Annotated in this window: 11 protein-coding genes and 1 other annotated feature; of the genes, 7 read left to right on the top strand and 4 right to left on the bottom strand. The window is 38.1% G+C overall.

The window, feature by feature from the left end:
• Positions 1-80 precede the first annotated feature (80 nt).
• Positions 81-291: a binding site (T-box leader), on the top strand.
• Between the two features lie 73 nt (positions 292-364).
• Positions 365-1624 (top strand): tyrosine--tRNA ligase, encoded by a 1260-nt coding sequence (tyrS, locus tag WKH56_RS04770; protein ID WP_028411808.1) that lies wholly within the window; start codon positions 365-367, stop codon positions 1622-1624.
• A 72-nt stretch (positions 1625-1696) separates the two neighbouring features.
• Here the strand turns inward: tyrS and rpsD are convergent, their stop codons facing one another.
• Together rpsD and WKH56_RS04760 are read right to left on the bottom strand one after the other, a co-directional pair.
• Entirely contained in the window at positions 1697-2299 is a 603-nt protein-coding gene (rpsD, locus tag WKH56_RS04765; protein ID WP_013059485.1) for a 30S ribosomal protein S4, read from the bottom strand.
• A gap of 415 nt (positions 2300-2714) precedes the next feature.
• A complete protein-coding gene (locus tag WKH56_RS04760) occupies positions 2715-3194 on the bottom strand; it encodes a GAF domain-containing protein (protein ID WP_014458011.1) in 480 nt (159 codons plus the stop codon).
• Between the two features lie 217 nt (positions 3195-3411).
• Here WKH56_RS04760 and refZ point away from each other — a divergent pair, with 217 nt between their 5' ends.
• Positions 3412-4059, top strand: a complete 648-nt coding sequence (gene refZ / locus WKH56_RS04755; protein ID WP_310884117.1) for a forespore capture DNA-binding protein RefZ — start codon at positions 3412-3414, stop codon at positions 4057-4059.
• Here refZ and hisJ read toward each other — a convergent pair.
• Positions 4051-4845 carry a histidinol-phosphatase HisJ gene (gene hisJ, locus WKH56_RS04750; protein WP_048019685.1) on the bottom strand — a complete coding sequence of 265 codons (795 nt, stop codon included), beginning with the start codon at positions 4843-4845 and terminating at the stop codon, positions 4051-4053. The genes refZ and hisJ overlap by 9 nt on opposite strands.
• A 213-nt stretch (positions 4846-5058) precedes the next feature.
• Between hisJ and ezrA the strand changes: the two genes are divergently transcribed.
• Complete coding sequence (gene ezrA, locus WKH56_RS04745; RefSeq protein WP_013059480.1) at positions 5059-6750, top strand: septation ring formation regulator EzrA; 1692 nt, start codon at positions 5059-5061, stop codon at positions 6748-6750.
• Between the two features lie 30 nt (positions 6751-6780).
• Here the strand turns inward: ezrA and brnQ are convergent, their stop codons facing one another.
• A complete protein-coding gene (gene brnQ / locus WKH56_RS04740) occupies positions 6781-8136 on the bottom strand; it encodes a branched-chain amino acid transport system II carrier protein (RefSeq protein WP_014458014.1) in 1356 nt (451 codons plus the stop codon).
• 222 nt (positions 8137-8358) lie between these two features.
• On the opposite strand from brnQ, the gene WKH56_RS04735 reads away from it, so the two are divergent.
• The 4 genes from WKH56_RS04735 (at position 8359) to WKH56_RS04720 (ending at position 12712) form a co-directional block, all read left to right on the top strand.
• Entirely contained in the window at positions 8359-9501 is a 1143-nt protein-coding gene (locus tag WKH56_RS04735) for a cysteine desulfurase family protein (RefSeq protein ID WP_342834731.1), read from the top strand.
• 6 nt (positions 9502-9507) lie between these two features.
• Complete coding sequence (thiI, locus tag WKH56_RS04730) at positions 9508-10719, top strand: tRNA uracil 4-sulfurtransferase ThiI (protein ID WP_014458016.1); 1212 nt, start codon at positions 9508-9510, stop codon at positions 10717-10719.
• Between the two features lie 88 nt (positions 10720-10807).
• Positions 10808-10996, top strand: a complete 189-nt coding sequence (locus WKH56_RS04725) for an alpha/beta-type small acid-soluble spore protein (RefSeq protein WP_013059477.1) — start codon at positions 10808-10810, stop codon at positions 10994-10996.
• A 123-nt stretch (positions 10997-11119) separates the two neighbouring features.
• Complete coding sequence (locus WKH56_RS04720) at positions 11120-12712, top strand: amidohydrolase (protein WP_310884115.1); 1593 nt, start codon at positions 11120-11122, stop codon at positions 12710-12712.
• Positions 12713-12719 lie beyond the last annotated feature (7 nt).

Here is a 12719-nt window from a genome sequence, read left to right as displayed (position 1 = left end):
CAGCTGTTTGAACTTTTTTTTGGACTTGAATTTTAAAATGAAATCATTCATAATTGTGGGGTGTAAACTTTTAAATAAAATAAACTGCAGTGATAGGAAGAAGTAATACTTGTCTCCCTGTTTAAGAGAGCTGATGGTTGCTGAAAATCAGTACATAGACAAATATGAAATACGTCCTTGAGCATCTTTTGTGAACTTACAGTAGCAAAAGACGGGTAGACCGTTACATCATTTAAGTGGGAAATAATTTATTTCCAAATAGGGTGGTACCGCGATATTTTCGTCCCTTCTTTTTTAAGAAGGGGCGTTTTTTATGTTGTTCAACAAATTGTAACGAGCAATTAGATAAAGGAGAGAATATAACATGGATATTTTACAAGATCTTGAGTTTCGAGGGCTCATTAATCAACAAACGGATGAAAAAGGTTTAAATGAACTTTTGAGTAAAGAGTCTGTTCGTTTGTACTGTGGATTCGATCCAACAGCCGACAGCCTTCACATCGGCCACATGCTTCCTGTTTTAATTTTGCGTCGCTTTCAACAAGCTGGACACCAACCGATTGCATTAGTTGGTGGAGGTACGGGTCTTATTGGAGATCCAAGCGGTAAAAAAGCAGAGCGTACGTTAAATGAAAAAGAAACGGTTGCTATGTTTAGTGAGCGTATTAAAGGTCAGCTTTCACGCTTCTTAGATTTTGAAGAAGGTGAAAATGCAGCGGTTATTGCGAATAACTATGACTGGATTGGCACGTTAGATGTTATTACATTCCTACGAGATATCGGTAAAAACTTTGGTATTAACTACATGATGGCAAAGGATTCTGTTCAATCTCGTATCGAATCAGGCATCTCATTTACGGAATTCAGCTACATGATTTTACAATCATATGATTTCTTGAACTTATACCAAACGTATAACTGTAAGCTTCAAATTGGTGGCAGCGACCAATGGGGAAATATTACAGCCGGCTTAGAATTAATTCGTAAATCAGAAGAAGATGCAAAAGCATTTGGATTAACAGTTCCGCTTGTAACAAAAGCAGACGGCACGAAGTTCGGTAAAACAGAAGGCGGAGCAATTTGGTTAGACGCTGAAAAAACAAGTCCGTATGAATTCTACCAGTTCTGGATTAATACAGATGATCGTGATGTTATAAAATATTTAAAATACTTTACATTCTTATCACATGAAGAAATTAATGAATTAGCAGCATCTGCAAAAGAAGCGCCTGAAAAACGCGAAGCACAAAAAGCACTAGCAGCGGCGATGACTACGCTTGTACACGGTGAAGAAGCTCTTGAGCAAGCCATTCGTATTTCGCAAGCTTTATTTAACGGAAGTATTTCAGAGTTAACAGCAGAAGAAATTAAGCAAGGATTCAAGGATGTTCCTTCTTACACGCATACAGGTGAAGATATTGGTTTAATCGATTTACTTGTAGAAAGTAAAATCTCTCCTTCTAAACGTCAAGCGCGTGAAGATATTTCAAACGGTGCGATTTACTTAAACGGTGAGCGTGAGCAAGATTTGCAAAAAACAGTAGGAGCAGAAGACCGTATTGAAGGTCAATTTACAGTAATTCGTCGAGGCAAGAAAAAATATACGCTTATTCAATACGCATAAAAAAAGGCCGAAAGGCCTTTTTTTGTATAAAGAAAGTAAAAAAGCCGCTCCATAGGGAACGGCTTTTTACTATTAACGAGAGTAGAACTCTACGATTAGTGCTTCGTTGATTTCAGCAGATAATTCAGAACGCTCAGGTAAGCGAGTGAATGTACCTTCTAATTTCTCAGCGTCTACTGTTAAGTAGTCTGGTACGAAGTTGTTAACTTCAAGCGCTTCTTTCACGATTGAAAGGTTGCGAGATTTTTCGCGAACACCGATCACTTGACCAGGTTGTACACGGTAAGATGGGATGTCAACGCGTTTACCGTCAACTAAAACGTGACCGTGGTTAACTAATTGACGAGCTTGACGACGAGTGCGTGCAAGACCCATACGGTATACTAAGTTATCAAGACGAGCTTCTAAAAGAATCATGAAGTTCTCACCGTGCTTACCAGTTAATTTACCAGCAGCAACGAATAAGTTACGGAATTGACGCTCAGTTACACCATACATGTGGCGTAATTTTTGCTTTTCTTGTAATTGTAAACCGTACTCAGAAATTTTCTTACGTTGACCTGGACCGTGTGGACCTGGAGCGTAAGGGCGTTTTTCTAATTCTTTACCTGTACCACTTAGAGAAAGACCTAAGCGACGAGAGATTTTCCAACTTGGACCTGTATAACGAGCCATGATGACTCCTCCTTGTTTGTGTTTTTATTTTATGCAAAACAAAAACAGACACATTCTAGCGATATGCTCATTTTGTTTTCATGTACCATCGCTCTAGCAGCAGAGAGTTACACGATACACCATCTTTTTAAAAGAATTGCTACTTCTGTAAAACAACCTTTTAATGAGGAACAAAATGAAAAAACATAAAGAAGATTGTATAAGCTGCAATATTTCACACAACGAGTATTATAGGTGTTTCCTCGTATAAAGTCAAGGAAGATTGAAGATTAAAAGATTGTAAAAGAAAGGATATATTCATTTGAAGTATGAAAAGAGAAGAAAGAACGTAAGAAAACGGTGGTGATGGCTAATCAAACGTTTGTTTAATAAGCAAAAACCGCTGATTTGCAGCGGTTTTTTTGCTTATTCATATTTAAAGAAAAGAAGTGAGTTCTTTGACGAATTCTTCAAGATACTGTTGATCGATTTCATCAAAGCGATTTTTGATTGGACTGTCAATATCAAGAACACCTAAAAGCTGACCGTCTTTTACAATTGGTACAACGATTTCAGATTGAGAAGCGGCATCACATGCAATGTGGCCAGGGAAGGCGTGAACATCTTCAATTCGCTCTGTTTTTTGATTTTGAGCTGCTGTACCGCATACACCTTTTCCAAGTGGAATACGAACGCAAGCCGGCAGTCCCTGGAAAGGTCCAAGCACTAACTCCCCGTCTTCCATTAAATAAAAACCTACCCAGTTTACTTCATTTAAAAATTGATTTAGCAAAGCTGAAGCATTTGCTAGATTAGCAATCGTATTGCTTTCTCCTTCTAATAAGGCGCGTAATTGCTTAATTACTAATTCATAATCCTTTTGTTTTGAGCCGCTGTAGTTTTCGACATTAAACAATGTATTCTCCTCCATTCAACATAAGATTTAATGAATTTTTATCAGGAAACGTCAGTTTTAACGCTACTTTGTCGATAAAAGATTACAGGAACTAAAAAGCCTATCACGAATTATGTAGAGAGGCTACTAAAATCCTTTTTAAATACTGTAACGATTTCTACACAATTTTGCAATCATATGTGTTTTGTAAAAATAAATCGAAATGAGGTGTAGATAGATGGCTGTACAGTCAAAAACGAAAGAGAAAATTATTGATGCGGCCGTTTCTCTTTTTAACGTAAAAGGTTTTGATGGTACGTCGGTGCGCGAGATTGCAGGAAAAGCGAAAGTGAACGTAGCGAATATTTCATATTATTTTCATAGCAAAGAAGGATTGCTTGAAAGTTTAGTGATTTCTTATTTTGAAGGTTATATTGGGGTGTTGGAGCAAGCATTTCAAGAAATGAAAAAGCTGTCTTCAACAGAAAGTATGATCGTAATGATTCGAGCTATCTTACATTACCAGCACGAAAATAGGCATATTGCCCGGCTCGTATATAGAGAAATCTCTCTTGACACGATTTTAATTCGAGAAGTTATGACTACGTATTTAACCAAGGAAAAATACTACTTAAAAACAATCCTTGAAAGAGGGATGAAAGAAAAGGATTTTCGAAAGCTGCACGTTTCCTTTACAATCATTGAGCTTAAGGGCATGCTGTCTATGCCTTATCTTCATCCTCAGTACCTAAGTGAAGTTCTTCATATATTGCCTCACGAACCGTATTTTGTTCAGCAATATGCGATTGAGCTTGAGCGATGGGTGCACACAACGGTATGTTTGCCATATGAACGGACAAACAAACTTCGCGTTCAATTATCTTAAATGAAGCTCTCTATAGCCTTGGCCTAAATCCTTCGCACAGTGGGCGTCTGACCCATATACGAGAGGGATTTTTTTCTGTTGGGCTGCCTTTACGACAAAGGGAGCTGGATACGCTTCCTTGCACAAAGGTTTAAACAACCCTGCACCATTATAATCCAACGCCAGATCTTTCATTTTTATTTCATCGAGTATTGATAAAATAATAGGGGAAAGTGTGTCTTCATATGGAAAGCGAGTTTGAAATTTATGTACGAGTGTCATATGACCAATGCGCTTGGGCTTATAAACGCCTAAATTGGCCTGTACAGAGCGTAATACCGTGTTGTAATACTTATCATATACTTTGCTTACGCTGCCAAACTTCTGTACAATATGTGCAAATACGTCAGCGCTAAAATCCAGGCAGTCATATCCTTCTTCATGTTTTAAGAAATGGACAGAAAGGATGCTGTCATCGAGACAAGGACCATACTCGTTTAAGAAATCTGTTGTTTCTTGTTCAAATCCTTCAATAAAGTCAACTTCCAATCCGACATTGATACGAATATCGCGCTCAAATTCTTTTTTAACTTGCTGTACGTTTTGAATGTAGCGATCAAGTTTGTCAGGATCCATTCCGCTGTCGCGATCAGGCGTCGGATCACTGAAGCTTTTTGGTAATGGAGCATGCTCTGTAAACGAAATCTCGCCAAAGTTCAGGGAAATCGCCTGTTCAACATATTGTTGCAATGAATCAGGTGAACCGTGTGGGCAAAATGGAGTATGAATATGTTTGTCAACTTTCATAAAAAATGCCTCCTTTTTTCTTCTTTTTCCATTGTAACGACACAAAGTGACTCCATGCCAATATTTTGTATAAAAAAATTTAATTTTTTGCTCAAAAGTTGGACTTTACATGGTATCATAAAAACATTGACGCAAAAAAATTTAAAGGATTAAATTCACCCTTTTTATAAATAAGAAACTTGTCATGTAGAACGCACTGTAAGGGGGCTTAGTATGGAATTCATTATAGCACTAATCATACTTATTATCGGATTAGTTGTGTACGGAATGTTTTCACGTAAAAAGATTTATCAAGAAATTGATCGCCTGGAAACGATCAAAGTCGAATTAGCAAATACGCCAGTTGCAGAGGAAATTTCAAAAGTAAAAGAATTGAACATGACAGGTCAAACTGAAGAGCTATTTGAACGTTGGCGTGAGCAGTGGGATGAAATTATATCAACTAATCTCCCGAAAATTGATAAAGAACTGTTTGAAACGGAAGAAGCAGCAGATAAATACCGGTTTAAAAAAGCGAAGCAGTTATCTATACATATTGATCAAGCCTTAGAACAAACCAAGATAGATATTGAAAACATACTTACTGAACTTCAAAATTTAATTGGTAGCGAACAAGATAATCGATATGATATTGAGGAATTAAATCAGCTTCACCGCCACGTGAAGAAAAAATTGCTCGCACATCGGTATTCCTATGGAAATGCTGAAAAAACGTTAGAATACGCAATTAATACATCTAAAGAGCAGTTTAAAAAATACGAGGAAGAGACGATTAACGGAAACTATCTTCAAGCACGTGAGATTGTTCTTCAATTAAAAACTGATTTAACAGCTATTGATTCGTATTTAGAACAAATTCCAAAAGTGTTAGTTGAGTGTCAGACCACTCTTCCTGTTCAGTTCAATGAACTGCTTGACGGGTTCCGCGAAATGAGTGAGCAGGGATATGTGTTAGATCATCTGCAAGTAGAAGAAACGGTAGAGCTTTTAAAACAAGAAACTGCTGAAATTATTGCAGATATTGAAGAATTATATGTGGAAGAAGCGATTACAAAACTAGATGATGTGAACGAACGCTTAGAGCAGTTATATGACTCACTTGAGCATGAGGTTTTCTCCTATCATAAAATGAACCGTGAATCTCATACGGTATCTAACTTCCTTCGTATGCTTCAAGAACGAAACCGTGAACTTCGTGAAGAAACGCTATTTGTACAGCAGAGCTATCATTTTAAAGAGCGCGATTTAGACGTATATTATAAAATGGACCGCGAACTAAAACGATTGACTAACTTGTACTATAATATTTCGGACAAGGTGGCGGAGCACAATTTAGCCTACAGTGTGATCCAAGAAGAACTCGAAGACGTTTCCAAACAGCTTAACCAATTAAAAGAATCTCAGGAATCCTATAGCGATATGCTACAAGCTCTTCGCAAAGATGAGCTCTCGGCTAAGGACAAAATAGAAGAATTGAAATCTCAGTTGATTGAAGCAAGACGCCTTATTCAAAAAAGCAACCTTCCCGGTGTTCCTGAAGAATACAAAGTGCAGCTTGAAAAAACGGTTCATATCTTAAATGAAGTAACCGCTAAGCTGAAAGAAAAACCGCTTAATATTCAAGCTGTTCAATCTTTACTTGAAGATGCTGTTGGTTTTGTTCAGGATACATTTGATGAAACAGAGGCAATGTTAGAAGAGGCGCGACTCGTTGAAAGAGTGATTCAATACGGTAACCGTTATAGAAGTACTCATCACTCGATTGCACAGTCTTTAGAAGAAGCAGAAGAAGCGTTTCGTCATTACGAATACAAAGAAGCATTAAAACAGGCATCTGCAGCTATTGAGCAAGTAGATCCTGGTGCGCTGGATCGTATACAGCGTATTGTATCTTCACAGAGTTAAAAAGCTCGTGTCCAAAGGACACGAGCTTTTTTATGACGCTTTTCTTTGTATACTATCTGTGTGATGTGTACCTCTTGCAATACTAATAATATAGCCTATGAAGGCAGCAGCAACTGTTGGAATAAGCCAGCCAAGGCCTTGGCTATAAAGCGGCAAATAGTTTTTGAAAAAATTGTCTATGCTTGTTAGGATAATTCCTGCTGCTTTTAACCCGTCAAAAATGCTCAGAATCGAGCTAATGATTACGGCTGTCACATATACTTCTCGACCAAACGAAATGGCTCTTTCAATTAATGATAAAGCAATTAGCGTAATGGCAATAGGGTATACAAAGGTCAAAATAGGTATGGAAATAGAAATTAATTGAGTAAGCCCTACATTTGAAATAACAGCACTAAACAGCATTAAAATGACAACAAATGTTTTATATGACATGCTTGGCACCAGCTGCGTGAAAAATCGTGCGCAAGCAGAAGTTAATCCGATGGCTGTCGTTAGACAAGCAAATGTAATAGCGAGTCCTAAAATAATGGTGCCAAACGAACCGAATAATGTTGTAGCTACAGCTGTTAAAATAGCTCCTCCATTTTCTTTCATACCAATTGCTTCTACGCTTGAAGCGCCGACATACGCGAGAGAAAGATAAACGATAGCTAACCCAGCAGCAGCAATCAACCCGGCTTTGATACATACCGAAGCAAGTGTTCGTTCGTCCGTTACGCCTTTTTCCTTAATACTGTTGATAACAACGATGCCAAATACGAGAGCTGCAATTGTATCCATTGTCAAATATCCATCAATAAAGCCGCCCGTAAATGGAGAGGCTATATATTTGGCGTGAGGTTCTTGAAAAGAACCCATAGGTGTCATTAAACTTTTGATAGCTAAAAGAGCTAATACTGCGAGCAGTAAAGGAGTTAGAATTTTTCCTATGCGATCAACAATTTTAGTTGGATTCAATGATAAATAAAGTGTTAGGCCAAAGAAAATAACGGTATAGACCATTAAAGGAATCTTGCTTGCAACCGCATTTTCTGATAAAAATGGGGTCACACCGATTTCAAACGCTACCGTATCCGTTCTGGGTATACCAAAAAAAGGGCCAATTGCTAAGTAAAGCAATATAGTAAAAGAAATCCCGAAAATAGGGTGAACTTTTTTAGCTACTTCGGTAAAGTTTCCATTACTTTTAGAAACAGCGATTATCCCCATAAGCGGAAGTCCTACACCTGTAATGAGAAAACCGATAATGGAACTCCAAGTGTGTGTTCCGGCTTGCTGTCCGAGCAAAGGAGGGAAAATCATATTTCCCGCTCCGAAAAAGAGAGCAAACAGCATAAGACCGATGGCAAGTATTTCTTTGTTAGTGAGTGCTTTGGTTTTCATAATGCCTCCTAGTGTTTCTTATGTTGATGATTAAATTTTCTGACTTTTTAAAAACTAAAAGTACGTGATACATACTACCACATTTATGGAATCATATATAGGTTTTTTTGAAAAAATCTAAATAGTTTATTAATAATAAAAGGAACGCCTAATTTAAAAAAATACCAAGGTGTGGTATGATAATACGTTGTTCCGAAAAAATGAAGAAGGGGGCGCGCATCCTTGATTTATTTAGATAATAGCGCTACAACAAAACCCTATAATGAAGTCATACAATCTTTTACCAAAGTAGCTACAACTTATTATGGCAATCCATCGTCCCTCCATCAATTTGGCGTACAGGCGGAGAATTTGTTGAGCCGTTCACGTGAGCAAGTAGCAGAATTGCTGCACGTATCGTCAAATGAAATTATCTTTACATCAGGAGGAACAGAAGGGAATAATTTGGCTATTAAAGGCGTAGCGATGCAATATAAAAGCCGAGGTCAGCATATCATTACGACAAATATTGAACATGATTCCGTTCATGAACCATTTAAGCAGTTAGAAGCACTAGGATTTAACGTTACGTATGTTCCGGTAGATTCAAGTGGATTTGTGTCACCTGCGGCTATTGAATCAGCTATTACGGATGAAACCATTTTAGTATCTGTTATGCATGTAAATAATGAAATTGGCACCATTCAGCCAATTGAAGAAATTGGACAGATGCTCACGAACTATTCGAAGGTGCTTTTTCATGTCGATCATGTGCAGGGGGTTGGAAAAGTTCCGCTTTCTTTAGCAAATCATAAAATTGATTTATGCACATTATCAGGACACAAAATTCACGGCTTAAAAGGAACGGGAATTTTATATAAACGAAATGGAGTTCAGCTTCATCCGTTGCTTAGCGGAGGCTCTCAGGAAATGCAGCATCGATCAGGCACGGAAAATGTTCCGGGAATCGTAGCATTTGCTAAAGCACTTCGTTTAACACTTGAACATGCAGCTCAGAATCAGCAAAAAATGCAGAAAATAAAAGCAGAACTGATGGACAAACTTTCTGCTCACGAAAGAATCACGATTAATACGCCGAATGAGCATTCAGCTCCCCATATTATAAATTTTACAGCGCAAGGTATTAAAGGTGAGGTTTTTGTTCACGCTCTTGAAGAAAAAGGAGTGTTTGTATCAACTACATCTGCCTGCTCATCAAAACGAAAAAAGCCAAGTAAAACGCTTTTAGCTATCGGTAAAAATTACGAAAAAGCCGATCAGTCCATTCGTTTGAGCTTGTCAGGATTAAATGACTATAATGAAGTAACGCCCATTATAAATGCTATTTTCACAGTAATTGAAGATCTAAAGAAAGTAATGAGGTAAATAACTATGATATATAACCATATTTTAATTCGATACGGAGAAATCTCCACTAAAGGACAAAATAGAAAAAAATTTGTTGCGCAGCTAAGAAAAAATATTGTAACGGCTCTTAGTGCATTCCAAAACATTCACGTAAAATACACAAGAGACCGCATGTATATTCACTTAAATGGTGAAAATCACGAGCCTATCATTGAACGTCTTCAGCAAATCTTTGGTATTCAAAGTTTTAGTTTAGCATTAAAAGTTGAAAATGAACTTGAAGCCATTCAAGAAGCAGCGCTAGAAGCAATGAAAGAATTTGATATAGAAGGAAAAACGTTCAAAGTATCTACTCGAAGAGCGTACAAACAATTTCCTCTTGATACAAACGAATTAAATTATGCAGTAGGAAGTCATATTCTACGAAATACAGAGCATCTACAAGTAAATGTAAAAGAGCCAAGCGTAAATGTACGAGTAGAAGTGAGAAGTGAAGCAACGTATATTACATGTTTTGATTATCGCGGAGCAGGGGGTCTTCCAGTTGGTACGAGTGGAAAAGCGATGCTCATGCTTTCTGGAGGAATCGACAGCCCGGTTGCAGGATACTTAGCTATGAAGCGCGGTTTAGAAATAGAAGCGGTTCATTTTTATAGTCCGCCTTTTACAAGTGAACGTTCTAAGCAAAAAGTAATTGATTTAACGCAAAAATTAACGGCTTATCACGAAAAAGTAAAGCTTCACATTGTACCGTTTACAGCTGTACAGCAAGCGATTCAAAAGCAAATTCCAGAGAATTATACCATGACCTCTACACGCCGTATGATGCTTCGAATTACGGACCTTATTCGTGAAAAAAATGAATCGTTAGCTATCGTAACTGGCGACAGCTTAGGGCAAGTAGCTAGTCAAACGGTTGAGAGCATGTATGCGATTAATGAAGTGACGAATACGCCAATTTTGCGTCCGCTTGTGACAATGGATAAAACGGAGATTGTGGAAATTGCCCGTAAAATTGACACACATGAAATTTCGAATCGTCCGTATGAAGACTGCTGTACCATTTTTACGCCAAGCTCACCAAAAACTAAGCCAAAGCGTGAAAAAATAAATCGATACGAACAATTTTATGATTTTGAAACATTAATTCAAGAAGCGGTAAATAATGTAGAAACGCTTGAGATGACAGCTTCTTCGGCTACAAATACCGCAGACAGCGTAGAAGATTTGTTTTAAAAGTAAAATTTCATAAAATTACCAAAAAAATAATGTATGATGCCATGTGTTTTGACACAATCTATATTCAACAAGGAGGTGAAAACACATGGCAAACACAAACAAATTAGTAGCTCCTGGTTCAGCAGCTGCTATCGACCAAATGAAATACGAAATCGCTTCTGAATTCGGTGTAAATCTTGGACCAGAAGCAACAGCTCGCGCTAACGGATCTGTTGGTGGAGAAATCACTAAACGCTTAGTTCAAATGGCTGAGCAACAACTTGGTGGTAAATAAGTCATATTAATTAAATAATGATGGCTAAAAAGAGTGGGGGAAACCTCACTCTTTTGTCTTGTTTGTTTTGTCACGTATAATAGAGACAAGATCAAGCTTTATAAAGTAAAGGAGATGTTGGCGATGGGGACTTTATTTTACGGCGGCAAAATATATACGATGCTAAAAGAAGGTGAGCATGTAGAAAGCGTATATGTTGAAAAAGGATTCATTGAAGATATAGGCGCAGAAGAAGATCTAAGAATCAAATGGGGTGCTGAGATTGACAAAGAAGTACACCTCAAAGGACACCCAATGTATCCGGGCTTTGTAGATAGCCATCTTCACTTAATTGGTCACGGTGAAAAGCTTCTTCGGCTTGATTTGTCTCAAGCTACTTCTCGGGAAGACGTGTTGAGGCGTGTTCGACAAAAAGTAGAGAGTACACCAAAAGGAGAATGGGTGATCGGGGAAGGCTGGGATGAAAATCAGTGGGAAGATTCCTCATTGATTCAGTATCAAGATCTTGATCAGCTTTCAACTGAACATCCTATTATGTTGAAGCGAGTTTGTCGTCACGGATTAGTAGCGAACGGAACAGCTCTTAAAATAGCCGGAATTACAGCTGAAACACGTGATCCGGAAGGAGGTATTATCCAGAGGGATGAAGCTGGAAATCCTACCGGTTTTTTGGCTGATCAAGCGCAAGAATTAGTAACGACTCATATTCCTCAAGTATCAGAAGCCTACATTCGACAAGCGCTTTCAGTGGCCATTAAAGATTGTGTTCGGCACGGATTAACGGGTGGACATACGGAAGATTTAAATTATTATGGAGGCTTTCTGCGTACATATCAAGCATTTCAAGACGTTATTCATAAAGAAAAGCAGCTGTTTCGTGCTCATTTACTTGTTCATCATGAAGTTGTAGATGATATGTATACATACTGTGAAGAAAAGAAAGACACATCCGATTTTATCGAAATAGGACCAATGAAGATTTTTGCTGATGGTTCGCTTGGCAGTCAATCTGCGCTTTTAAGCTTTCCCTACAAAAGCGACCCTTCTACAAGAGGTGTAGCTATTCAATCACTAGATGAATTAAAGCAGCTAGTGCGGAAAGCGAGAGAATTGGGCATGACCGTTGCAATTCATGCGATTGGTGATTTAGCGTTTCAATATGTAGTAGAAAGCATCGAGCAATATCCTCCTCAAACAGGGCAAAGAGATCGTATCATTCATGCGCAGATTTTACGAAAAGATTTAGTTGATCTTGTAAAAAATCTTCCTGTTGTATTGGATATTCAGCCTCGATTTTTAGCCAGTGATTTTCCATGGGTTATTGAAAAAATTGGAGAAGAGCATTTGGATTATTGCTATGCGTGGAAAACGTTATTGGACGAGGGCGTTATGTGTGCAGGGGGATCGGATGCGCCTATTGAACCTATCAATCCAATGTTAACGATTCATGCAGCGGTTTCAAGAAAAACTTCTCCAAACAGCTCGGTCGTTTACATACCTTCTGAGCGACTGACTGTATTTGAAGCTGTTCAGCTGTTTACGTTAGGAAGCGCGCAGGCCATTCATCAAGAGCATAAAAAAGGATACGTTCAAAAGGGTTATGTAGCTGATTTTACCGTATTAGAAAGAGATCTGTTTGAGATACCTGCAGATGATATTCCATGGGTACGGGTGCAGATGACTGCTATTGATGGAGAAATTGTATATCAAAAATAAAAAGCGC

Source organism: Priestia sp. SB1, assembly GCF_038898415.1.
Note: the sequence above shows the minus strand (reverse complement) of the source record. Positions and strands in the feature narration are given on the sequence as shown.

What these genes read in the sequence shown, in the direction of transcription:
- tyrS (WP_028411808.1), top strand. Translation starts at nt 365, where the DNA reads ATGGATATTTTACAAGATCTTGAGTTTCGAGGGCTCATTAATCAACAA.
- rpsD (WP_013059485.1), bottom strand. Translation starts at nt 2,299, where the DNA reads ATGGCTCGTTATACAGGTCCAAGTTGGAAAATCTCTCGTCGCTTAGGT.
- refZ (WP_310884117.1), top strand. Translation starts at nt 3,412, where the DNA reads ATGGCTGTACAGTCAAAAACGAAAGAGAAAATTATTGATGCGGCCGTT.
- hisJ (WP_048019685.1), bottom strand. Translation starts at nt 4,845, where the DNA reads ATGAAAGTTGACAAACATATTCATACTCCATTTTGCCCACACGGTTCA.
- ezrA (WP_013059480.1), top strand. Translation starts at nt 5,059, where the DNA reads ATGGAATTCATTATAGCACTAATCATACTTATTATCGGATTAGTTGTG.
- brnQ (WP_014458014.1), bottom strand. Translation starts at nt 8,136, where the DNA reads ATGAAAACCAAAGCACTCACTAACAAAGAAATACTTGCCATCGGTCTT.
- thiI (WP_014458016.1), top strand. Translation starts at nt 9,508, where the DNA reads ATGATATATAACCATATTTTAATTCGATACGGAGAAATCTCCACTAAA.
- WKH56_RS04725 (WP_013059477.1), top strand. Translation starts at nt 10,808, where the DNA reads ATGGCAAACACAAACAAATTAGTAGCTCCTGGTTCAGCAGCTGCTATC.
- WKH56_RS04720 (WP_310884115.1), top strand. Translation starts at nt 11,120, where the DNA reads ATGGGGACTTTATTTTACGGCGGCAAAATATATACGATGCTAAAAGAA.